Origin of the sequence: Leucobacter sp. NPDC015123 (assembly GCF_043080205.1) — a bacterium.
Classification (GTDB): Bacteria; Actinomycetota; Actinomycetes; order Actinomycetales; family Microbacteriaceae; genus Leucobacter; species Leucobacter aridicollis_A.
Window position 1 is genome coordinate 46,086 of record NZ_JBIBVH010000004.1, and the last position, 21,812, is coordinate 67,897.

A 21,812-nucleotide genomic window follows, 5' to 3' on the forward strand; every position below is an offset into this window, starting at 1 on the left:
GTGTATAGCGGCTAGGCCTGAGCCCGCTCGAGCACGAGCTCGCGGACGCGGGCAGCGTCAGCCTGGCCCTTCATCGCTTTCATGACGGACCCGATGATCGCGCCGGCGGCCTGCACCTTCCCGCCTCGAATCTTCTCGAGGACGTCGGGCTGCTCGGCAAGCGCAGCGTCGACAGCCTCGATCAGGGCGCCATCGTCAGAAACGATCGCAAGCCCTCGGGCATCGACGATCTCCTGCGCGGTCCCCTCGCCGTCAATGATGCCAGCGAGCACCTGGCGCGCAAGCTTGTCGTTGAGCGTTCCAGCGTCGACGAGCGCGACGACCGAGGCGATTTGCTCGGGGGCGATGAGGTCTGCGGGCACGGCCGAGCGCTCGTTCGCGATACGCGCGATCTCGCCGGTCCACCACTTGCGCGCGGTCTGGGCAGGGACCCCGGCCGCGACGGTCGCCTCGATGTCATTCACCAGGCCGCCGTTCACGACGTCGCGGAACTCGAGCGGCGAGAAGCCCCACTCGGCGCGCAGCCGGCGGCGTCGCAGCGTCGGGTGCTCAGGCTGCATGGCCCGCAGCTCCTCAACGAGCTCGCGCGACGGCGTGAGCGGTGAGAGATCTGGCTCTGGGAAGTACCGGTAGTCATCGGCATCGCTCTTTGGGCGGCCGGGCGAGGTCTCACCCGTGTCTTCGTGCCAGTGGCGGGTCTCCTGCGTGATCGCGGTGCCCTCGGAGAGCAGCTGCGCCTGACGCTGAATCTCGAACCTCACGGCGCGTTCGATCGAGCGCAACGAGTTCACGTTCTTCGTCTCAGTACGAGTGCCGAGCACGCTCATGCCTGCATCCTCATTGCCGCGGGGACGAAGCGACACGTTCGCATCGCAGCGGATGTTGCCGCGCTCCATGCGCGCGTCCGAAATGCCGAGTGACACGACGATGTCGCGGATCGTCGACACGTATGCCGCCGCGATCTCAGGGGTGTCTGCTTCGCCGCCGAAGATCGGACGGGTCACGATCTCGACGAGCGGTACGCCTGCGCGGTTGTAGTCAACGAGGGAGTACTCGGCGCCCTGGATTCGCCCGGTCGAGCCACCGACGTGGTTGAGCTTGCCTGCGTCTTCCTCCATGTGGGCGCGCTCGATCGGCACGTGGATCACGCGGCCCGACTCGAGCTCAATCTCGACCGAGCCGTCGTGCGCGATCGGATCGTCGTACTGCGAGATCTGGTAGTTCTTGCCCATGTCGGGGTAGAAGTAGTTCTTGCGCGCGAACCCTGACACCTCGGCGATTTCACAGCCGAGCGCAAGCCCCAGGCGAATCGAGTACTTGACTGCTTCCTCGTTCACGACGGGCAGCGAGCCTGGGAGGCCGAGGCAGACAGGTGCGAGGTTCGTGTTCGGCTCTGAGCCGAACACGTTCGGTGCAGACGAGAACATCTTCGTCTTGGTGTTGAGCTCGACGTGTACCTCGAGACCGATAACCGGTTCGAAGAGTTCGAGCGCCTTGTCGAAGTCCATGAGTTTTGTCTTCGCCATTACGCTGCTGCCTTTCCGGTCGATGCTGCCGCAAGGGAGGGTGCCTGCGCCCAGAAGGGCTTGCCGTCGCGGGCGGTGATGAGGCCCTCGATCGCAGACGCCGCGCGGTACAGGCGTGCGTCTTCAAATGCTGGAGCCATGAGCTGCAGGCCGACTGGCAGCCCGTCCTCGCTCGCGGTACCAATCGGCAGGCTGAGCCCCGGGATGCCGGCAAGGTTCGCCGGGATCGTGGTCGCGTCGTTCAGATAGTCCTGCATGGGGTCTTCGTTCACGTGGCCGATGTTCCAGGCAGTCGTCGGCGCCGTCGGCGAGGCGATGACGTCGACCTTGTCAAACGCCGCTGCGAAGTCGCGCTGAATGAGCGTGCGAACCTTCTGCGCACTGCCGTAGTAGGCATCGTAGTATCCAGCCGAAAGCGCGTACGTGCCGAGGATGATGCGGCGCTTTACCTCGGGCCCGAAGCCTGCACCGCGCGTCGCGCTCATGACGCCCTCGATCGTTCCGCCACCTTCTGGCTCGACCCGAAGGCCGAAGCGCACGGAATCGTACTTTGCGAGGTTTGACGACGCTTCAGAGGGCAGGATCAGGTAGTAAGCGGCAACCGCGTACTCGAAGTGCGGCGCGTCGATCTCGACGACCTCTGCACCCTGAGCGGTGAGCAGCGCGACCGTCTCGTCGAAGCGTGCCTTCACACCAGCCTGCATCCCGGGGAGGGAGAGCTGCTTCACGACGCCGACACGAAGTCCCTTGAGTGATGCAAGATCGACACCGTCACGGGCGGCCGCTGCCATCGACGGCCACGCATGGTTCAGGGAGGTCGCGTCGTGCCTGTCGTGCCCCGCAACGACGTCGTGCAGCAGCGCGGTGTCGAGCACGGTTCGCGCGCACGGTCCGACCTGATCAAGCGAGGAAGCAAGCGCGATCGCGCCGTAACGGCTCACGCCGCCGTAGGTGGGCTTTGCGCCGACCGTGCCGGTGAGGGCGGCCGGCTGACGGATCGAGCCACCGGTGTCGCTGCCGAGCGCGAGAGGCGCCTCGAAGGCGCTGACGGCAGCAGCGGAACCGCCGCCCGAACCGCCTGGAACGCGGTCCAGCGCCCACGGGTTGAACGTCGGTCCGTAGGCCGAGTTCTCAGTAGCGGAGCCCATGGCGAACTCGTCCATGTTTGTCTTGCCGATGTTGATGAGGCCCGCGGCGCGCGCCTTCGCGACGACAGTCGCATCGAACGGCGAACGGTAGCCCTCAAGAATCTTGGAGCCAGAGGTCGACGGCATATCGGTCGTGACAAGCACGTCTTTGATCGCGAGCGGGACACCCGCGAGTTCTCCGAGCTCTTCGCCAGCGGCGCGACGCTCGTCAACTGCGCGCGCAGCGGCGAGTGATGCCTCGCTGTCTGTTGCGAGGAACGCGTGGATGTCGCCGTCGACAGCGGCGATCCTGTCGAGGTGTGCTTGGGTTGCTTCAACCGCCGAGACTTCGCCGGCGACGAGCTTTGCAGAGAGCTCTGCAGCGGTCAACGTAGTGATCTCGCTCATTACTGTTCCTCCCCCAAGATCGACGAAACGCGGAACATGCCGTCTGCGGTAGCAGGCGCGTTCGAAAGCGCCTGCTCGCGGGTGAGCACGTCGGAGACCTCGTCGACGCGGGTGACGTTGCTCAGCGGGATCGGGTGGCTCGTCGCGGGCACGTCTTCAGTCGCGACCTCGCTCACCTTGGCGATGTTCGCGAGGATCGAATCGAGCTCAGAAGTGAGCCCCTCGACCTCGGCGTCGGTTAGCGCGATGCGGGCGAGGCCGGCGAGGTGTTTCACGGTGTCAGCCGTGATCTCGGTGCCGGGCGCGGCGCTACTGGCCGCAGAAGTTTCAGGCATGCTGCTCCATCATAGATTGGGAGTTGATCTCAACCTGTCCAGTCTAGCGAGCGGCAGCTCGTCTGGCAGCCACGTTCGGAGCCGTGCACCACGAGTCGAGCACGTGGTGTCGGGGGCGAGGCTCGTCCGAGCCTGGTTCGGCCGCTGCCCCTAGGCTGCGGCGAACTCTTCGTTCACGAGCCCACTGGCAGCCATGGTTGCCTGCGGGTCGAACCTGAGTTCGGGCCCCTCCGAGAGGTCGACTTTGTCGAGCTTTACCCAGACCACGTTTGGACTGCTCGTCGACTCGAAGAAGAACCGGCTCGCGGTCATGTCGGCGACAGTGCGCCAGCGCGTCGTTGACACGTTCGGTCGCACAGGATCGGCAGTGCCAAACGGCGCTGATGCGTTTCGGATGACGCTGAACACGTATGCGGAGGCCTCCCGCTCATCTTCGGTGTTCGGCAGCCTGGCCGAATAGAACGCTGCGCGGGCGAAGCGGTCTGGTGAGTCGGTACCACCCGGAAGTGGCTCGTTCCCACCGAGGCCCGCGAACCGCCGCTCAAGTTGGAGCTGCTCGGCGTAGACTGGCGAGTTCGCCATCACGGTGTAGGCGCTACCGTGGTGCACGGTGGTCTCGCCGTCAATGAACTCGATGATGGCTGAGTCCCCGCTGCGATCTGCGAGCGCGATGTGGCCGGTGCCGGGCTTGCCGCCAATGTCGAGCGGAATGATCTGCACATTGCTCTCGGTGAGCCACGTCACTGCAGTCGCGACGTCAGCGAAGCGGTCGAGCATGGACTGTATCGCGTGGGCAAGCGCGAGACCAGGTCGCGACGTGTCACGCTCGCCATAGTCGGACTCTGCGAGGTAGAGCCCACTCACCTGAAAGCCTGCCTCGTTCAGGCCGTCAACCGCGATCTCGCCGTACATTAAGCAGACGACACTGCCGTACTCTGACGTCCACTCAAACGAACCGGGATCGCCCGGCGCGCTCTCGCGAGTCGCCCCTCGCGGACGGATAGCGAGGACCGTTCGAGTGTCCTCGAACCAATCCATGCTGCGCCCGACGAGCACGTTACCGGCGCCAGGTGTACCTGCCGAGGACCACAGAAAGCGTGTGCACATGGTCACACACTAGCGCGGGACTTCACTGGAGTGCCATCGATATTCCACAATCCCGAGCACCCGCGCCTATGACTCGATACCAGGTGCACATCGACGACACCAATCGCGCTCATCAGGGCGTACATCGTTGTCGGGCCGACGAAACGAAATCCCCGCTTCTTCAATGCCTTTGCAAGCGCCTCTGATTCAGGCGACGTCGTTGGCACCTCGGCGTCGGTCTCGGGAACAGGCGAGAGCGCTGGGGTGTGGCTCCACACGAGTTCACTCAGCGATTCACCCGCCGCATTCAGCGCGAGCACGGCTTTGGCGTTTGAGATCGTTGCTTCGATCTTTGCCCGGTTGCGAATGATGCCCTCATCGGCCAGCAGACGCTCAATATCTGCGTCGGAGTACTCGGCGATCGTCGCGAGGTCAAAGCCCTGAAACGCAGCCCGGAAGTTCTCGCGTTTGCGCAGGATAGTCAGCCAGGAAAGCCCTGACTGGAACGCTTCGAGCGTGAGCCGCTCAAAGACTCCCCGCTCGTCGCGCACGGGCATCCCCCACTCGGTGTCGTAGTACTCGGTGAGCACGGGGGCCTGCAACGCCCAGGCAGCGCGAGTAGGTGCGGCCTCGGTGTCTGTCATGGGTGTTCCTCTCTGTTCGGGACTCGCCGTTGTTGGGTGCACCAAGCGTAACCGCGCTGGGGTGATCAATTCGGGCCAGGGTCAAATATGTGGATAACTCTCTGGGGCGACCGCCACATCGCTGCCGATACCCCCGGGATCTGCAAAAGACATGCCTCTCACGCGTGTACACGTCATACGAATCGCAGATCCCATGGCTTGGTGCGAAATGCCTGCGGCGCAGGAGGGCGGCGGCGCCGTGCCGGGTGAAGTGGGCGCGCGGAGCAACCAGACAGCCCAGCCCAGCAGCGCCAGCCAGCCAACCCACCAGCGCCAGCCAGCCAGCCCACCAGCGCCAGCCAGCCCACCAGCCCACCAGCCCACCAGCCCACCAGCCCAGCCCAGCCCAGCCCCGACGCCAAAGCACGCGCGCATCTTCCCAGCCCGCGCGGTCAATGATTCAGCAGGCCAAGCCCCACCCAGAAATGCGGCTTCGACCTACTCCGCGGTCTCGGGCAGCCCCGCGGGGCCCTGGGTCACGAGGATTGCGAAGCCTGCCGCGTCGAGCACCGGAATGCCGAGCTCTTCCGCTTTTGCGAGCTTCGAACCTGCGCCGGGCCCAGCTGCGACATAGTCTGTCTTCTTCGAAACGCTCGAGGCTGCCTTGCCCCCCGCCTGGATGATTGCTTCTTTCGCACCGTCTCGGGTGAACCCGTCGAGCGAACCGGTCGCCACAACAGTCAGCCCCGAGAGCACGCCCTCCGCGCTCTGAGCGGCGCCGGGACCAGCGTGGCCTGGCGTCGACCACTGCACGCCCGCGGCGGCCCATCGATCGACGATGTCAACATGCCAGTCGACCTCGAACCAGGCGAGCAGTGACTCTGCGATGATCCCACCGACACCGTCAACCTCAGCGAGTTCATCGGCGGAGGCTGCGCGGATTGCGTCGAGCGAGCCGAACCAGTCCGCAAGGGCGCGAGCAGCGACAGGGCCAACATGGCGAATGTTCAGCGACACGATGAGGCGCCAGAGAGGTTTCGTCTTTGCGCGCTCGAGCTCGGCGAGGAATGTCTCGGCGTCTTTCGACGGCAGGGTACGGTCGAAGTCCTTACGAATCCCAGCGGCACGCCGTTCTGCGGGGGTCTTGTCTTCCCAGCCGGGCGGGTACGTACGTTCGACCCTTTGGAAAGGCCTGCGGCGACGCGGCTCCCCTGTCCCGTCTTCAAGAACGGGCTCGCCAGTCTCTGCGTCTCGCACAATCACGACGATCGGCACGAGCTCCTCAAGGGTGAGGTCAAAGAGGCCGGCCTCGGTTTCGAGTGGCGGCTCGGCGGGAATCTCCGGCTGCGTGAGAGCAGCTGCGGTGATCTCCCCGAGCACTTCAACATCGAGCGCGCCGCGTGATCCGATGTGTTCGACTCTGCCTCGCACCTGAGCTGGGCAGGCGCGGGCGTTCGGGCACCGCAAGTCAATGTCGCCCTCTTTCATCGCCCGCAACGTGGTGCCGCACTCCGGGCACGCTGTCGGCATCTGCCATTCGACCTCGCTGCCGTCGCGGCGTTCGATGACGGCCCCGAGGATCTCTGGGATCACGTCGCCCGCTTTTCGCAGGATGACCGTGTCGCCGATCAGCACACCTTTCGCGCGCACGACATCCTGGTTGTGAAGTGTCGCCTGGCTGACTGTCGAGCCCGCGACTTTCACGGGCTCCATCACCGCGTACGGCGTGGCCCGGCCTGTGCGGCCGACCCCGACCCGGATGTCAAGCAGCTTCGTGTGCACCTCTTCCGGCGGGTACTTGTACGCGATCGCCCACCGCGGCGCCCGGCTCGTCTCCCCGAGCTCTGCGTGGAGCGCGAACTCGTCAATCTTCACGACGATGCCGTCGATCTCGTGATCGATGTCGTGGCGATGCACGCCGCGGTCCTCAATGAATTCCGCGACTTCGTCGACTGTTTCAAAGACACGCGAGTGCGGAGAGACTGGCAGCCCCCAACCAGCAAGGAGCGCGTACGCGTCAGACTGGCTTTCGAACGAGGGGTGCGCCCAGGCACCGATTCCGTGTACGTACAGGGAAAGCCGCCCCAGTCGCTCGCGCATGAGGTCGAGTTCGGCCGCTGTTTTCTTGTCGGCACGTTGTCTGAGGCTACCCGCCGCGGTGTTCCGGGCGTTCGCAAACTCGGGGTAGCGGATCGTGATCCGGTCTTCAGCGACGCCGCGGGCCCGCTGCTCGTCGGCGAAGGCGGCCTGCAACTGGTGCTGTCGTTCATTCAGCCACTCGAAGTCTTCCCGACGCAGGAATACTTCGCCGCGGGCCTCGAAGAACTCGGGGATGCCCTCGCCCGAAAGGGTTCGCGGAATCGCGGGGATGAAATCAACGTTTTCGGTGATGTTCTCGCCTACCCGGCCGTCGCCGCGCGTCGTCGCGGTCTCGAGCACACCATCGCGATAAGCGAGGCTGATCGCGAGCCCGTCAATCTTCAGCTCGGAGAGCCAGCGTACTTCGCGGCCTGCAGCCGTTCGCGCCTTCCCTGCCCACTCGCGAAATTCCTCGAGAGAGAACACATTATCGAGGCTCAGCAACCGCTCGGCATGCTCGTGCTCGGGGAACCCGGCAGACACGAGCGCCGCGCCGACCTCTTGCGTTGGGCTGTCTTGCCCGGCGAGCTCAGGAAACGCGCGTTCAATGGCCTCAAGCCGACGAAACAGCACGTCGTACTCCGCGTCGGACACGAGGCTCACGCCCTGCGAATGGTACGCGGTGCGGTATCGCTCAATGTCGGCGGTGAGAGCCTCGCTCTCGGCGCGCGCGGCTTCAAAATCGCTCGGGATGGCAGGTGATTCAGTCACGCATCCAGTCTACGATTCACCGCAGACATTCACCGGAGCAATCGCACGGGCGAGCCGTCACGGAGCGCCCGCGCGCATGCTCGTGGGAGCGCCGCTCAGGATCGACTACGCCGCGACGTGCTGCCGCGCCGATACCGCTCGATCGACAGTGAACTGGCCGAGCACCCGAGTGCCGCGGTACAGCACCGCAGTCTGACCAGGGGCAACGCCAGAGAGCGGCTCGGTCTGCTCAAGGTTGATGTCGACGACGACCTCGTGGGTCGCGTCTGCGCGGTGATGTTCCGTCCGCTCCTCTTCAGCGATCGGCACGACGCGAGCCCTCGCGGGCACCGGATCAGCGTGGGCGCGGATCTGCACGTCGCAGTCAAACGTCTCAGTGAGGTCGAGACCTGGGTCGCCGGCCCACGTGAAGCGCCCGCCTGCGATCCGAGAGATGTCGAGCATCTCCTTCGGACCAACTACGACCTGGTTGGAGACCGGGCGGATCGACAGCACGTACCGCGGGTTTCCATCCGCCGCAGGCGCCCCGAGCTGGAGCCCCCTGCGCTGGCCAATCGTGTAGCCGTGTGCGCCATCGTGGGTGCCGACAACCGCACCCGATTCGTCAAGGATCTCGCCGGGTTCACGCTTGAGGTGCTCCGACAGCCACCCGCGAGTGTCGCCGTCCGGAATGAAGCAGATGTCGTGACTGTCAGGCTTCTGCGCGATCTGGATGCCCCGGTCTGCGGCTTCCTCGCGGATGAGCGCCTTCGACGGCGTGTCCCCGAGCGGGAAGTAGCACTTCTCGAGCTGCGGTCCGGTGAGCACGCCGAGCACGTACGACTGATCCTTCGCCCAGGCGCTCGCGCGGTGCAGCTCGGGCCCGTCAGCGCCCGTGATCAGGGTCGCGTAGTGCCCTGTCGCGACTGCGTCGAATCCGAGCGCGATCGCCTTGTCGAGCAGCGCAGCAAACTTGATCTTCTCGTTGCAGCGCATGCACGGGTTCGGGGTGCGCCCCGCCGCATACTCAGCAACGAAATCGTCGACGACGTCGGCCTTAAAGCGCTCGCTGAAGTCCCACACGTAAAACGGAATATCAAGCAGGTTTGCGACGCGACGCGCGTCCATCGCGTCCTCGATCGTGCAGCACCCGCGCGAGCCAGTGCGCAGCGTTCCGGGCATCCTGCTCAGCGCCAGGTGCACACCAACGACCTCGTGCCCGGCATCCACCGCGCGCGCAGCGGCGACGGCGGAGTCGACCCCACCACTCATAGCTGCCAAAATCTTCACCAGAGCAGCTTAATCGTTTCTCGCCGCGCTCGCAGGTCGGCTGGAGGATTCACCCAACGCGGGGTCAGCTCAGACCCGCGGCGCGGGCCCGTTCGAGCGCCGCGGGCAGCGCCTCGAGGAGCGCGTCAATCTCGGCCTCGGTACTCGCGGCACCAAGGGTGAACCTGAGGGCTCCCGCGGCATCCGTCTCCGGCAGTCCAATCGCGAGCAGCACGTGCGATGTTTCTGCCACGCCAGCTCGACACGCAGACCCGACGGACACTGAGATTCCGGCAGCATCGAGCAGGAACACGAGAGAGTCACCCTGGCAACCTGGGAAGGTGAAATGCGCGTTCCCTGGGAGGCGCTCTGCTACCCCCTGCGTGCCACGGTACACAGCCGTCGGGTCAGCCGCAACAATGCCCGTGACGAGCTTGTCGCGCAAGCCTGCGAGGTGCGCGACGTGATCCGGATCCGGTACGTTGCCGCCTGCCTCAAGTACCTCGTCGAGCGCCGCCGCGAACCCCACCGCCCCCGCGACGTCCTGAGTGCCGGAGCGGCTTCGCTGCTGCGAGCCGCCATGAAATAGCGGCTCGAGCGTCGAGCGCCTACCGACGACGAGTGCACCAACGCCAACCGGGCCACCGATCTTGTGCGCAGAGACACTGAGGAAATCGGCGCCTACCGCAGAAAAGTCAAGTGCAACCTGGCCGAGTGCGGCGACGGCATCAACGTGAACCGGGACACCGGCCTCGCTCGCAACCGCGCACAGGGCAGCGACGTCCTGCACCGTGCCAATCTCGTTGTTCGCCCACAGGAAGGAGATGAGCGCGACTCGTTCCGCGCCGACAGCGCCGAGCGCGTCCCGGAGGGTTGCAGGGGCAAGCTTGCCTGAGGGATCGAGTGGGAGCCAACGCAGCTCGGCTCCCTGCGTGTCGCGCAGCCATTCCGCAGCCTCGATCGTCGCGTGATGCTCGCCGTCAGCGACGAGGATCACCGGCCGTGAACCGCCGCGCTGCCTGGCCCAGTAGGCCCCCTTCAGCGCGAGGTTGATCGACTCGGTTCCGCCGCCCGTCAGCACGAGCTCGGCAGTGTCGCAGCCGACCGCGGCAGCGATCCGCTCACGCGCGCCCTCGAGCACCTCGAGTGCCCGCTGCCCGTGGCCGTGCGTCGAAGCAGGGTTGCCGACCTCCCGCAGGGCGCGGGTGTAGGCGTCGAGCACGCCGACGCTCATCGGCGACGTCGCGGCGTGGTCGAGGTAGGCCAGGCCAGTCACCACGTCCCCTAGTACAACAGGTTGGCGAGCCGGCCCCGCGCTGCGATGACGCGCGGGTCAGCAACCCCAACGACCTCAAAAAGCTCGAGCAGGCGGCCGCGGATGAGCGTGCGCGCATCGTCGTCTGCAGAGGAGAAGAGGTCGAGCAGTCTGAGGAACGAATCCTCGATGTGTCCGCCAGAAAGGTCAAGATCTGCGACGAGCATCTGCGCGTCGAGATCCCCAGGCTTTGCAGCCGCCTCTGCACGGATGTCTTCAAGCGTGTGCCCCTGCAAACGCTGCAGCAGCTTCGACTGCGCGAGCGCGGCCTTCGCGTCGGAGTCGGCTGGTGACTTCTGTAGCACCGCTTCCCACTCGCGAACAGCGGTGTCGAAGTCCCCGCGCTCCGCGGCCTCGAACGCAGCGAGGTGCGCCTCGGGAACCTGCGGCTCGGCAGGTCCCTCAGGCTGCTCACCCTCACTATCTGGGGCGTTCACGCGTCCGGCAACGCCGTTCTCCTCGGCGAGCTGAATCAAACGCACAAAGAACTCACGAACTTCCTGCTCGGGCACTGGTCCCTGAAACAGCGGCACCGGCCGCTCGGCAATCATCGCGACAACTGTCGGGATCGACTGCGCCTGGAATGCTTGCGCGAGGCCGGGATTCGCGTCGACGTCAACGCGAGCGAGCAGCACGCGGCCGTCAAGCTCGCGGGTCACCTTCTCGAGGATCGGGCTCAGCGCCTTGCTCGGTTCGCTCCACTCGGCCCACAGGTCAAAGACAATCGGTACGACGGCCGAGAGCGGCGCGACCTGCCCAAAGGCTGCATCGGTGACGTCGAGCACGAGCGCTGGCACGTCGACGGTTTGCGCCCCGCCTGGCTGGGCAGGCCCGCCAGGTACGGGTGCCTGAGCAGCAGCCTGAGCTGCTCCACGCTGTGCGAGGTGGCTGAGGTCGACTCCCCCGGCGGGGATCCGCTGTGGCATTTCGCTGGCCATGAGTTACTTCCCTGCTCCCACAAGCTCACTCGTCACGCCGAGGAGCTTGATCTGTGATCCGTCTTCCTTGCTCGGGACAAAGAAGAGTAGCTGGTGTGCGACACGACGCACGATCTTGTCCTGCTGCCCCTTCAGCCCAGAGAGAGCGCTCACGGCGCCCTCGGCCTGCGGCTTGTAGCGGCCACCGTCAGAATCAACAACTTGCGACTCGATGACTGTCGTCGCGATAAGCGCACCGCCGGCGCCTGTCGAGAAGCTGACGATCGGTTCCTCCCCCTGAGCGACGCTCACGGAGTACTTCTGAGTCTTGTCCTCCGCGTCGGACTTCGCCTTCGCGTCGTCGACCCATGCCTTGCCGTAGTGGCCGAGCAGCGGATCATCCGTGAGGTCGAACGGGGCGGCCTCGGCAACTTCGGCTCCGCCCTGCAGAATGGCCGCGTATGCGGTTCCGACATCGGCAGGCTTCAATACGAGACTCTCGATGTCATCTGACAGCAGCGCGGTGCCTTCTTCCGCGGGGGCGGCCTTCGGCATATCGATACCGCCTCGAAGCGAGATCACCCTCGAAACCCTGAAGTCGGCCTGCGGCACACGCTGGGTAAGGATGAGCGCGAGCGACGGCGCGTCGGTCACGTTGCCGTCTGCGTCGGTGCCGGCCTCAGAGGCAACGGTGACGAACATCGTGCGCGGCCACACCTCGGTGCTCTGCACGAGCCTGTAGCCGAGCATCTCGTTGGTGATCGTCGCCGGAACCGAGCCGTAGTCGCTCACCTCGCTGCGGATCTTGTAGTTCGCGGTGCGCTGGGCAAGCGCGTCGCCCTTGAACCGTGCCGCAATATCGTCAGGGTTCAGGCTCGCGTCGCCCTTCTCCGCGGCGCTCGCGACCCTGTCGATAATCTTCTGCGTCTGGGCTTCAGAGACCGGAACCGGCGCAAGACCGTTCTGCTCAGGGGTGTCGCCCTCCGCGGTCGCCTCGGGCGTTGGCTGAAAATCCGGCCAGTAGTTGGCTGAACATCCAGACACCGCCAGCGCTGCGGTCAGTCCGAGCCCGGCAAGCAGCACCCGAGTTGAGGCATGGCGTCGTGTCCTATTCCGCATCAGCGTCCCCCTTCAGTGCAGCGTCGTCTCCCCCGACGCTGTCGCCGCCCGTCCCCGTGTCTGCAAGTTCGTCGGCAGCGGCCTCGTCCGAATCGCTCACGTCGGCAGCGGCCTCGTCCGAACCGCTCACGTCGGCAGCGGCATCGTCCGTGTCACTCGCGTCTCCGTCGAGATCGTCGGCATCGACCACATCGGCATCGACCACGTCAGCGTCGACCACGTCAGCGTCGATCACGTCCTCCTCGACGGCATCGGAGACATCGGCAGGCTCGGCGTCCTCGTTTGGCGCCTGATCCTGATCCTGATCCTGATCCTGATCCTCCGCGATGACCTCTGCCGTCACGATCTCCTCTGAATCCGTTGCGACGCCATCAGCGTCGAGGCTCTCGGTAGCCACAGTCGCGGCGTCGGCAGTCTCGTCGGCGCCAGCACCGGCTGCAACTACACCCGCAGCAACACCAGCTGCAGCGCCGGCAGCAAGCTCAGGAGTGTTCTCGTTGCTCCCGCGGCGCGGCGCGGCCTCAACCTCGCCCTTACCGCGCTTGCCTGAACCCGTAAGCACATTGCGGACTCCGAGCAGCGGGCCCGAACGGCCACGGCGAGGGCCAAGCGCGCGCTTGTCGCGGTCAAACGCAATGAGGTACAGCACCGCACCAATGATTGCAAAGAGGCCGCCGGCAGCGAGCAGCGGGCCGGCCCACGGGGTCGCGCGATCCTGAACCCACACGAGCGCCGTTCCCTTCGGAAGCGGTTCTGCGCCCGAGCCGGCGATAATGATCGACTGCTGTCCGCCTGGCTCGACAGCCATACGCGAGACGCCTTCCTCGCCCGAACGCTCCTGCAGCCACAGGTCGCTGCCGCGCGGGTCGATTGGAACAGCGTTGCCCTCATCATCGACTGCGAGTGCGTCACCAGTCGGCGCCTTGCCAGCAACCGGGCTGCTGACGATCGCCTTCGTGGCTGGATCAACGGTGAGTTCCACGTGGTCGAACGGCTCGAGCCAGGCGTCTGCATCCCGCGTATTCGCGAGCGCGGAGAAGGCAGCGCTGCCTCGCATGACGACGTTCGCCTGGCCTTCGACCTTCGCAAGCTCAGAAACATCGAGCACCGCGTATGGCGCGTCGGTCTCGGCGGTGATCGGGTAGACGATCTCGGAAGGGCCCGCAAGGAACGTACGTTGGCCTATTCCAAGCAGCAACAACACCCCCGAAATCGCCAACGCCACGATGGCTAGGACATATCTCACCGAGTTCCTCCAGAGGTCTGTTCGGTTGCCGCGCAGGTTCGCGGCATGTATCAACCGTATAACGGTACCCGAGCTTCCGGGGTGAGCGCTGGGCAGGTCGCAAATAATGCACCACACGTGTGAGCGACTATCATGGTGATATCCGCTTACAGCCGGGCAGCGCCGACGCACAGTGGCGCTCGCCAGATCATCTCACCGGAGGCTTCGTGACCGACTCAGCTCAGCAGTTTACTCCTGCATTCCGCGGCTATAAGCGCGAGGAGGTCGACGAGCGTGTCCGGGCACTGAGCGGCCACATCGGCACGCTCCAGTCGCACCTTGAATCGCTGCAGGCCGCGCACCAGCAGTCGGTTCGCGCCGAGCAGGAGCAGCGTCAGCTCATCGCAGATCTCCAGGGCCAAGTCGCAGAGCTCGGGGCCTCCGGCTATTCAGGCCTCGGCCTCCGGGTGGAGAAGAGCCTGCAGTACGCCGAGCAGCACGCGCAGCGCCTCATGGCTCAGGCCGACCTTGACGCGGACAAGCTTCGCAAGTCGAGCGAAGCTGAGAGTTCGCGGTTGCTCGCCCAGGCACAGACCCGCGCAGATGAGCTGCTGAGCTCAGCCAACGAGCAGGCTGAGATCATGATCCAGAGCGCGCGCACCGACGCCGCGCGTCAGGGCCACGACCTTAACGCTGAGCGCGAACGCCTCATTACCGAGGCGCGCACCTCCGCCGAACAAACGCTCACAAACGCGAAGCTCCAGGTCGAGGCGCTCCTCGAAAGCTCAGACCGTGACGCTCGCGCCCGGATCGCACAGGGCGAGGCCGAAGCGACGCGTCTCCTCACCGAAGCTCGTGAGGCCGCCGCCGCCCTTCGCGCTGAGACCGAGACTGCCGCCGCGAGCTTCGCGCGTCAGAAGGAGGAGTACGAGCGGGAGGCGCAGGCTGAGCGCGCGCGGCTCGAGCATGAAACAACCCGCAACCGCACCGAGTTCGAGGCGAAGCGCCAGGCCGACGAGGCGGCACTCGAATCAAACTACACAGAACTCGAACGCAAGCTCACGAGCGAGATCGACGCCCAGCGGCGGGCACACGCAACCGAGGTCGAGTCGCTCCGAGAGCGCATCGCCCAGGAGCGCGCCACCCACGACGCTGAGCTGCAAGAGGAACGCGAGCAGCACGAGCGGGCGATCGCCGGTGAACGCGCGCAGCACGACGCCCGCATCACGCAGGAACGCGAAGAACTCGCCCAGCGTGTTGCACGCGAGCTCGAAGAACACCACGCCGAGATCTCCACGCTTGCCGCGCAGGCCGAACGAGAGCGCGAGCGTGCAGCCGCCCAGTTCGCGACGCTCCAAGGCCGTGAGCGCGAAACGTTCGATGCGCAGCTCGCAGCAGAGCGCGCCGACCACGACCAGAGCATCACCGAAGAGCGTTCGGCCCACGAGGAACGCATCGCACGCGAACGCGTCGAGCACGACACCCAGCTCGCCCGCGAGCTCGAGCAGCACACCGACGCACTCGCCGCAGAGCGCGCCACGCACGACGAGCGCATCACCACCGAGGCACAGGCTCACGAGGAGCGCATTGCGACCGAGAGCACCGCGCACGCGGAGCGAATCAACGCTGAGAGCACCGCGCACGCGGAGCGAATCAACGCTGAGAGCGCGGCCCATGCCGAGCGACTCGAGGCTGAGCTGTCGGCACACGACGCGCGCATCGCGGAGGAGCAGGAGGCCCACGCCTCACAGCTCGCTGGCGAGCGCGAGGCCCACGACACCACCCTTGCCGCCGAGCGAGAGGCTCACGACACGCAGCTGGCCGCCGAACGCGAGGCACAGCGCAGCGCGCTCGAGCAGGAGCTCGCTCAGCACACTGCCCAGATCACCGAAGAGCGAGAAAGCCACGACGCACGAATCCGTGCGGAGCGTGCAGCGCACGAGGAGCGAATCCAAAATGAGCTTGGCTCCCACCAGGATCGCCTGATCGCCGAGTGGGAGCAGCACCGCGCGCGCGTCGACGCTGAGTCGCTCGAGCAGCAGGAACTGCTCGCTGCCGCACGCGCAGCCCACGACGACGAGCTTGCCGCGCTCCGTGCAGCCCACGAGCTCGCGCTGTCGGACGAGCGCGCAGCGCACGACGCGACCCTCGCAGACGAGGTGACTGTGCAGCAGGAACGCCTCCATGCACAGCTCGCCGCACACGAGCAGCGGATCGCTGATGAGACTGCCGCCTTCGAGACGAAGCTGCAGATCAACCGTGACGACTCAGCCGAGAAGCTTGCAATCGAGCGCGAAGCGCTTGGCATGCGCATCGACCGCGAGCGCCAGGCACTCGACGCTGAGCTGCAGGCAGCACGCGATGAGCAGGCTCGTCAACTCGCGACCGCCGCGGAGCAACACGCAATCGACCTGCAGACCGAGCGCGAGGCGGCCGAGGCTGCGATCGCTCGTGAAGTTGCGGCCGAGCGCGCTGCAGTCGCAGAGGAGACAGCCCTTCTTCGCGCCGACACAATCGCTGAACTCGCCGAGCTTCGGGCTACGGAGACTGCAGAGCTCGCGAAGCTTCGCTCGGAGACCGATGACGAGGTTCGCGCCAAGCGTGAAGCGCTCGAAGCTGAAGTACTCGAAACGACAACGCTACTCGCGAACCAGCGCGAAACCACCGAGACCGAGCTGTCGACCAGACAGCGCGAGGCAGCCGAAACGACCCGCCAGCAGCTCGATGCAGCACGATCAGAGCTCTCCGCGCTGCAGTCCCAACTCACCGATGCCCGCGAAGAACACCAGCGACTCGTCAGCGAGGCGAAGCAGGAAGCCGCGCAGATTCGCGCCGACGCCGAGAGCAAAGCCGGACAGATTGTTGTCGAGGCCGAGCAGCGCGCCCAGACGACCTGGGTCGAGGCCGAGAACCGGGCAACGAAGGTACTCGCTGCAGCCGAGGATCGTATGACCCAGCTCAAGGTCGAGCGCGGTGCCGTCGCTCGCTACTTCGAGAGCCTCGGCGAGGTGCTCGGAAACGCGCAGAAGATGAACAACGTCGCAGAGAATTTCGTCGAGCGCCCAGTTACATCGGCAGGCGCTGACGAGCAGGGGCAGCAGCCAAGCGCGAACTAGCTCGCACCGAAACAGGTGAGTCCGATTGCTCGGGCTCACCTGTTTTGCATTGGGACGGGTGCGGCTTGCCTGCGGCTAGAACGTCTGCCAATCCGACCGCATGGGATCGGCACACGAAACGCTCGGCACACTGCAGGAGCGGCATCGATACTGCAGATCCCATTGGGTTGAAGTGCGATCTGGACCTGGGGCTGGGAGCCGAAAAGCTACTCGTCCACGGCTCTCACCACTTCGGGCCGCCCCTTATTCACACCATCTGGCATCGGCAGATGCAACGCCACGCAGACAGCATTCCAGCCATAGCTACTGCAGATCCCATGGCTATGAGCCGGGCGTCAGGCGAGCTCCCCCGCGCCGACAAGCAAGGGTCTGGCGGGCATCACCCACCGTTCCCGCTCAAGCCCACAGCTCCAAACTCAAGCACTGCGTATGGGATCGGCCGAACATCTGCCGAAACCTTAACTTCTTGACAGTGCTACTGCCGATCGCATGGCTTGTGTAACGAAGGACTACGCCTCGCGGGCGTGCCGCACCTCTCCTGCGATCACAGTAAGGGTGCACGATCCTTCGCCGCGGGTCACCAGCGCAGCCCGGGGGTCTTCGCCCTCGGAGACGCGTACGTCAAACACAGCGAGGTCGGCCCGCATGCCCTCCCGAAGTGCACCGATGTCGCTCCGGTCGAGCACCGCGGCACCGCCCGCGGTTGCAGCGTAGAGCACGCGCTCATAGAGGTCGGCGTCGGCGTAGCCCTGTGCAGTTGCGAGCTCGGCGAGGGCGGCGACATCCGCAAGCAGGTCAAGCGAGGGCGAAGACGACAGCGAGTCGGTTCCGACTGCAACCTCGTGCCCCTCGCGAAGGTAGTCGGCGACGGGCGCCGCGGCGAGGCCAATAACGCGGTTCGAGCGCGGGCAAAGCGCGACACGGGTGCCAGAATCACGCAGCAGGTCGCGATCGGCTCGGTCAAGGTAGATCCCATGGGCGAGGTGCGAGTCAGGGCCGAGCAGGTCGATGCTCGCCGCGTAGCTCGCCGTCGACAGCCCAGTACCACCGTTGCGGATCAGTGCGAACTCATCGCGCATGTCGCCGTAGATCTCGAGCACGTCACGGTTTCCGAAGTCGTAGAGGCTCGCCTCGACTGCTGATTCCCCGACGTGCGAGTGGATACGCATGCCGCGGGACCTGGCGAGCGCGGTGAGCTCACGGATCACTTCGCCGTCGAGGCTGTAGGGCGCGTGCGGTGAGACTCCGACGACGCCGGCGCTGGGTTGATCGAGCCAAGCGCTGAACGCCTCGCGCCCTCCAGCGTTCCAGCGGGTCTCGGTCTCGCCGATCGCCTCAAGGAACTCGATTCCCTGGAGCCCGAACTCAGCAAGGACACCACGGGCGGGCTCGTCAGTGACGATCTCGGCGAAAGCTGTCGTTCCGCTCGCGAGTGCGAGGGCCGCGCCTTCCCTGGCAGCGCGCCCCCACTCGGCCGGATCCTTCACCGCGTCGTAGAAGACCTCGAACTCCTCAGACCAGTGCTCGAAGCTCGTGTACGAGCCGCGTCCAAGATCGGCGAAGCCGGTGTATTGCAGGTGCGTGTGGCCGTTCACGAGCCCCGGGGTGAGCACGCCCTGGTGCCTGTGTACGGGCCAGGCTGAGAACTCGTCTGGAAGCTTATCGATACTGCCAACCCAAGCGATCTTGCCGCCCTTGACCGCGACAGCTCCGTGGCGAATCGCGGCGCCTGCAATCGGCAGTACCCACTCCGCCCCAACGATCGAGTCGTTCACCGTCGGATTACTTTTCACTACCGCCCCCAAAACCCTGCTTCAGCGCCTTCTGCGCGACTGCGAATACGATCAGGGTCGGAAGCAGTGAGACGAGCGCCGCGGCTGCTTGACCCTGGAGATTGATATCTTCACGGGTCGTCAGCGTCGTTGCTGCGAGAGTCAGGGTGTAAGAATCGGTGTTGCTTTGCAAGAGCGTCGACGCGATCAGTAGGTCGCCAAAGCTCCAGACGAATGTCAGCGCGAGCACCGCTGAGAGTGCGGGCATCGCCATCGGAATTCCGACGTAGAAGAATGCGCGGAATACTCCAGCACCGTCGAGCGTCGTTGCCTCGATGACCTCGTCAGATAGCGACTGCTGCAGGAAGGTGTGTACGAAGTAGAACCCGAACGGTAGCGATGAGACGCCGCTGATGACGCCCGCGACGAACAGGTTCCCTGTCCAGCCAGCCTGCGCAGCGATGACGAACACTGGGATCAGCCATGCGACCATTGGGATCGCGTAGCCAGCTCCCAGCAGAAGCCTGAGCGGCCCGGTCCAGCGCTGCCGCGCTACGCGGAAGAAGTACCCGCCTGCGAGCGACGTCGTGCCGCAGACAATGCAGGCAACGACGCACATGATGAGGGTGTTGATGAGCGCACGTCCGAGGTCCGCTTCCTGCCAGGACTCGACGATGTGGTCGAGGGTGAAGCTCTTCGGCAGCCCGCCGGGAGAGCTGACATAGTCGCTGCGCTCGCGCACGGCGGTCGAGATGAGGAACACAAATGGGACGATGAACGGCACGGTGATGAGCGCCGCGACCGTCGTGCGGAAGCCTACTCCGCGATTGACTCGGCTACTCATGCCGCCACCTTTTTTCCACCGCGCGAACGGTCTCGGCCGAGCAGCCGCATTACAAGCGCGCCGGCACCGGCGCACGCAAGAATCAACAGGACAAGTACGACCGACTGCGCTGCGGCAGTGCCGAAGAACCCGAAGCGCATGAACTCCTGGTAGATCGCGAAGTCCATCGTCGCGCTTGACAACCCGGGGCCGCCACGCGTCAGCACGTACACCCACGAGAACATGAACAGGAAGATCGAGATCACCTGGAAAATCATCCACAACACGACGGCGTTGCGAATGCTGGGGACTGCGATGTGCCAGAACTCACCCCAGAAACCCACGCCGTCGAGGCGGGCGGCCTCAAACAGGTGCTTCGGGATCGCGCTGAGCGCAGACGAGAAGATGAGCACGCCGGTGCCGAATCCTGCCCACAGCACGAGCAGGATGATGACAGGTTTCACCATCGCTTCATCGCTCAGCCAGGGGCGCGCGAGCGAGTCAAGACCGACGGTGCGAAGCAGCGCGTTCACTGGCCCATCGACAGACAGGAGCGCGCGGAAGACGAGCGCAACAACTGCGGGCGACATGACCGCCGGCAGGAAGTAGACGGACCGGAAGAAGCCGGACCCCTTCACCTTCTCGCGGAGCATGAAGGCGACGAGCAGCGGCGCGATCACCCACAGTGGCAGCCCAAGCAAGTAGAAGAATTGGTTGCCGACGACCTGCCAGAAGGCTGGGTCTGAGAAGAGTTCAACGTAGTTGTCGACCCCGTTGAACTCGGAGACACCGCCTGGCTGCCAATTGAAGAACGATCGGTAGGCGATGTAGAGGAGAGGCGCGAAGAGGATCGCGGCTTCCAGCACAATCACGGGGAGCAGCAGCAGGAGCGCTGAGCGCCCGCCGCCGAGCCCCGCTTGTACGCGGGAGTGTTTCTTGGAGCGCCCGCGCCCCTTCGGGGCCGTGCTGGCCGTCGCAGTCATTCTCGCCTCTCCCCCGGTGAGCTTAGGCGCTCTTGTCGAAGGCGCGGATCGCCTGCTCAAGGAATTCGTCGCGGCTCAACTTGCCGCTGACCAGGGGGCCAGCGTTGCGCTCGATGACCGCGAGCACCTCAAGCGGGTACGAGGAGAAACCTGTGTGGTTCTCGTCGTTCACGATGAGCGGCACGAAGGCCTCCTGCATCGGGGTCTTGGCCTCAGCCTGTACTGCGTTGTTGTTCGGCACGACGTTCGCGACGTCCCAGAGGATCTGCTGCGCGGTCGCACCACCCATGAAGTTCACGAAGGCGTTCGCAGCTTCTGGGGACTTCGTCCACTTGGTCACTGACCAGCCCGCCTCGGCACCAGCGTCGATGAGCGAGTCGTACTTGGACTCGGGCACCTGCGGGAGCGGCATGACTGTCGTGCTCGGCTGATCGTTGTAGCCGGTCTCGGCGGTCGCGAGGCCACCAGTGGTGAACATTGCCGCGTCGCCAGCGTAGTACTGGTTGAAGGCGTCGTCGTACATTGCGCGACCGAGGCCTTCCTCGCCGCCGAAGCAGCCTGCCTCATTCATCTCGAGGATGCGGTCAACGGCCTGCCCGAACAGCGGGTCGTCCATCTTCAGCTCGCCCTGAGTCCACTTCACGAGAGTGTCAGCGTCCATCTGCTGGCTCGTGATCATGTACATGAGGGTCTCCATCAGGATCCCGTCCTGCCAACCCGTCGCGAACGGCAGAATGCCCTTCGAGTCGAGCGTCTTGCACGCGCCGATCAGGCCGTCCCAGGTCGCAATGCTCTGGGGGTCGACGCCACCCTTCGCGAACAGATCCTGGTTGACAAGCAAGGCATAGCCGTACGCGCCTGTCGGAAGAATGTAGAGGTTGCCGTCGCTCGAGTAGTTGTCCTCGAGGTAGCGAAGATCGCCCTCAATCTCGGGGTCGATCGCGTCTTGCAGCGGGAAGAGCGAATTACGGTAGCTGTACGCCTGCGCGCCGCCGTACATCGTCACGACGTCGGGGCCGCTCTTTGAGACGCCCGAGTTGCGCAGCTGATCCCAGTAGGTGCCATAGGGCATCGTGGTGAGCTCGATCTCCACCTGGGGGTACTGCTCATTGAACGCGTCAATGATCTGGTCGTAGGCCTTGTCGCCGTTCTCGTAGTTGTCGGGAAGGAACGTCCAAACCTTGAGGGTGGTATCGTCCTTCGGTACCTCCGAGAAGGTGAGGGTGTTTGCAGTGTCCGCGCCCCCGGTAGAGCAGCCGGTGAGCGCAATTGCCGCTGCAGCGAGGGCAGCGGCCCCGCCGAGCACGCGTGAACGAGTCGATGTCATGAGTGTGTGGTC

16 protein-coding genes are annotated in these 21,812 nt (G+C 65.1%); 1 reads left to right on the forward strand and 15 read right to left on the reverse strand.

Annotation, left to right across the window (positions count from 1 at the left end):
* Window positions 1-11 precede the first annotated feature (11 nt).
* From gatB to ACF07D_RS09380, 11 genes are all read right to left on the reverse strand, one after another.
* Window positions 12-1,526, reverse strand: coding sequence for an Asp-tRNA(Asn)/Glu-tRNA(Gln) amidotransferase subunit GatB (gene gatB / locus ACF07D_RS09330; RefSeq protein ID WP_391504719.1), 1,515 nt, complete (start codon window positions 1,524-1,526; stop codon window positions 12-14).
* Entirely contained in the window at window positions 1,526-3,061 is a 1,536-nt protein-coding gene (gatA, locus tag ACF07D_RS09335; protein WP_391504720.1) for an Asp-tRNA(Asn)/Glu-tRNA(Gln) amidotransferase subunit GatA, read from the reverse strand. Before gatA ends, gatB begins: the two co-directional genes overlap by 1 nt.
* Window positions 3,061-3,396, reverse strand: a complete 336-nt coding sequence (gatC, locus tag ACF07D_RS09340) for an Asp-tRNA(Asn)/Glu-tRNA(Gln) amidotransferase subunit GatC (protein ID WP_119284111.1) — start codon at window positions 3,394-3,396, stop codon at window positions 3,061-3,063. Before gatC ends, gatA begins: the two co-directional genes overlap by 1 nt.
* Before the next feature lie 150 nt (window positions 3,397-3,546).
* Window positions 3,547-4,503, reverse strand: coding sequence for a linear amide C-N hydrolase (locus tag ACF07D_RS09345; RefSeq protein WP_391504721.1), 957 nt, complete (start codon window positions 4,501-4,503; stop codon window positions 3,547-3,549).
* A 2-nt stretch (window positions 4,504-4,505) separates the two neighbouring features.
* Window positions 4,506-5,126, reverse strand: a complete 621-nt coding sequence (locus tag ACF07D_RS09350; protein WP_391504722.1) for a DNA-3-methyladenine glycosylase I — start codon at window positions 5,124-5,126, stop codon at window positions 4,506-4,508.
* A 477-nt stretch (window positions 5,127-5,603) separates the two neighbouring features.
* The gene (gene ligA / locus ACF07D_RS09355; RefSeq protein WP_391504723.1) at window positions 5,604-7,955 is read right to left on the reverse strand and encodes an NAD-dependent DNA ligase LigA; all 2,352 of its coding nucleotides are present in this window, start codon (window positions 7,953-7,955) and stop codon (window positions 5,604-5,606) included.
* A 105-nt stretch (window positions 7,956-8,060) separates the two neighbouring features.
* Entirely contained in the window at window positions 8,061-9,224 is a 1,164-nt protein-coding gene (gene mnmA / locus ACF07D_RS09360; RefSeq protein ID WP_255807954.1) for a tRNA 2-thiouridine(34) synthase MnmA, read from the reverse strand.
* 64 nt (window positions 9,225-9,288) lie between these two features.
* Complete coding sequence (locus ACF07D_RS09365) at window positions 9,289-10,479, reverse strand: cysteine desulfurase family protein (protein WP_391504724.1); 1,191 nt, start codon at window positions 10,477-10,479, stop codon at window positions 9,289-9,291.
* Window positions 10,480-10,487: 8 nt separating this feature from the next.
* A complete protein-coding gene (locus ACF07D_RS09370) occupies window positions 10,488-11,456 on the reverse strand; it encodes a tetratricopeptide repeat protein (RefSeq protein WP_119284116.1) in 969 nt (322 codons plus the stop codon).
* 3 nt (window positions 11,457-11,459) lie between these two features.
* Window positions 11,460-12,554 carry a hypothetical protein gene (locus ACF07D_RS09375; RefSeq protein WP_391504725.1) on the reverse strand — a complete coding sequence of 365 codons (1,095 nt, stop codon included), beginning with the start codon at window positions 12,552-12,554 and terminating at the stop codon, window positions 11,460-11,462.
* Window positions 12,544-13,800 carry a hypothetical protein gene (locus ACF07D_RS09380; protein WP_391504726.1) on the reverse strand — a complete coding sequence of 419 codons (1,257 nt, stop codon included), beginning with the start codon at window positions 13,798-13,800 and terminating at the stop codon, window positions 12,544-12,546. The genes ACF07D_RS09375 and ACF07D_RS09380 overlap by 11 nt, the downstream gene beginning before the upstream one ends.
* A gap of 206 nt (window positions 13,801-14,006) precedes the next feature.
* Here ACF07D_RS09380 and ACF07D_RS09385 point away from each other — a divergent pair, with 206 nt between their 5' ends.
* Window positions 14,007-16,895: a hypothetical protein gene (locus tag ACF07D_RS09385; protein ID WP_391504727.1), complete on the forward strand. Its 2,889-nt coding sequence runs from the start codon at window positions 14,007-14,009 to the stop codon at window positions 16,893-16,895.
* 509 nt (window positions 16,896-17,404) lie between these two features.
* Here the strand turns inward: ACF07D_RS09385 and ACF07D_RS09390 are convergent.
* The 4 genes from ACF07D_RS09390 to ACF07D_RS09405 are packed head-to-tail and all read right to left on the reverse strand — an operon-like array spanning window position 17,405 to window position 21,800.
* Window positions 17,405-18,688 (reverse strand): amidohydrolase family protein, encoded by a 1,284-nt coding sequence (locus ACF07D_RS09390; protein WP_391504728.1) that lies wholly within the window; start codon window positions 18,686-18,688, stop codon window positions 17,405-17,407.
* On the reverse strand, window positions 18,678-19,511 hold the full coding sequence (locus ACF07D_RS09395) for a carbohydrate ABC transporter permease (RefSeq protein ID WP_391504729.1): 834 nt from the start codon (window positions 19,509-19,511) through the stop codon (window positions 18,678-18,680). Before ACF07D_RS09395 ends, ACF07D_RS09390 begins: the two co-directional genes overlap by 11 nt.
* The gene (locus ACF07D_RS09400; RefSeq protein ID WP_119284121.1) at window positions 19,508-20,473 is read right to left on the reverse strand and encodes a carbohydrate ABC transporter permease; all 966 of its coding nucleotides are present in this window, start codon (window positions 20,471-20,473) and stop codon (window positions 19,508-19,510) included. The genes ACF07D_RS09395 and ACF07D_RS09400 overlap by 4 nt, the downstream gene beginning before the upstream one ends.
* Before the next feature lie 22 nt (window positions 20,474-20,495).
* Window positions 20,496-21,800 (reverse strand): extracellular solute-binding protein, encoded by a 1,305-nt coding sequence (locus tag ACF07D_RS09405; protein ID WP_119284122.1) that lies wholly within the window; start codon window positions 21,798-21,800, stop codon window positions 20,496-20,498.
* Window positions 21,801-21,812: the final 12 nt, after the last annotated feature.

Bases quoted from the DNA above. Each gene is read 5' to 3' on its own strand.
- ACF07D_RS09370 (WP_119284116.1), bottom strand. From the start codon at position 11,456: ATGGCCAGCGAAATGCCACAGCGGATCCCCGCCGGGGGAGTCGACCTC.
- ACF07D_RS09345 (WP_391504721.1), bottom strand. From the start codon at position 4,503: ATGTGCACACGCTTTCTGTGGTCCTCGGCAGGTACACCTGGCGCCGGT.
- gatC (WP_119284111.1), bottom strand. From the start codon at position 3,396: ATGCCTGAAACTTCTGCGGCCAGTAGCGCCGCGCCCGGCACCGAGATC.
- ACF07D_RS09405 (WP_119284122.1), bottom strand. From the start codon at position 21,800: ATGACATCGACTCGTTCACGCGTGCTCGGCGGGGCCGCTGCCCTCGCT.
- gatA (WP_391504720.1), bottom strand. From the start codon at position 3,061: ATGAGCGAGATCACTACGTTGACCGCTGCAGAGCTCTCTGCAAAGCTC.
- ACF07D_RS09350 (WP_391504722.1), bottom strand. From the start codon at position 5,126: ATGACAGACACCGAGGCCGCACCTACTCGCGCTGCCTGGGCGTTGCAG.
- gatB (WP_391504719.1), bottom strand. From the start codon at position 1,526: ATGGCGAAGACAAAACTCATGGACTTCGACAAGGCGCTCGAACTCTTC.
- ACF07D_RS09375 (WP_391504725.1), bottom strand. From the start codon at position 12,554: ATGCGGAATAGGACACGACGCCATGCCTCAACTCGGGTGCTGCTTGCC.
- ACF07D_RS09400 (WP_119284121.1), bottom strand. From the start codon at position 20,473: ATGACTGCGACGGCCAGCACGGCCCCGAAGGGGCGCGGGCGCTCCAAG.
- ACF07D_RS09395 (WP_391504729.1), bottom strand. From the start codon at position 19,511: ATGAGTAGCCGAGTCAATCGCGGAGTAGGCTTCCGCACGACGGTCGCG.